Genomic DNA, 823 nt, shown 5'->3' with positions numbered 1-823 from the left:
AAAAAAACAGTTAAGTCATCCATAGGGCAATTCGAACTTGAAACGCCCAGAGACCGCGCAGGTTCGTTTGAACCTCAGCTAGTTAAAAAGAACCAAACTAAGTTAACGCCTGAAATTGATGAGAAAATTCTATCTATGTTTGCTTTAGGTATGAGTTACCGAGATATTCGAGGCCATATACAGGATATGTATGGCGTTGAAGTATCAGAGGCCACCATCACTGCCGTAACAGACCAACTGATACCAGAGCTTAAAGCATGGCAAGCTCGCAGCTTAGATACGCTTTACCCGTTTATCTGGCTTGATGCCATTCATTATAAGATTAAAGAAAATGGCCGCTACGTGAGTAAGGCTATTTATACCGTACTAGGTGTCAATATTGAAGGCCGAAAAGAGTTACTTGGTTTATATATCTCTGAAAGTGAAGGGGCTAACTATTGGTTATCAGTATTAACTGATTTACATAATCGCGGTGTATCCGATATTTTAATTGCCTGTGTTGATGGACTAAAAGGCTTCCCTGAAGCAATAGCAACAATCTACCCCGACGCCGAAGTGCAGGAGTGCGTCATTCATCAAATTCGTAATTCGATGAAGTACGTTGCTTCAAAGCACCAAAAAGAGTTTATGACTGACTTGAAACCCGTTTATAAGGCTGCCACTAAGGATGCAGCAGAAGCCGCTCTTGACGAATTAGATGACAAATGGGGCAAGTTATACCCTATTGTTATCGCGTCTTGGCGTCGTAAATGGGGCAATCTGTCGGTTTATTTCAAGTATCCAGATTACGTGCGTAAAGCTATTTATACCACGAATGCGATTG

1 protein-coding gene is annotated in these 823 nt (G+C 41.6%); it reads left to right on the top strand.

The window, feature by feature from the left end; genetic code table 11:
• Positions 1-823, top strand: an 823-nt coding sequence (locus tag GQR53_RS20495; RefSeq protein WP_165745058.1) for an IS256 family transposase, incomplete at both ends; no start/stop codon positions are given.

It is taken from the genome of Pseudoalteromonas sp. Z9A6 (assembly GCF_011378805.1).
In the GTDB taxonomy this organism is placed as follows: Bacteria; Pseudomonadota; Gammaproteobacteria; order Enterobacterales; family Alteromonadaceae; genus Pseudoalteromonas; species Pseudoalteromonas distincta.
Note: the sequence above shows the minus strand (reverse complement) of the source record. Positions and strands in the feature narration are given on the sequence as shown.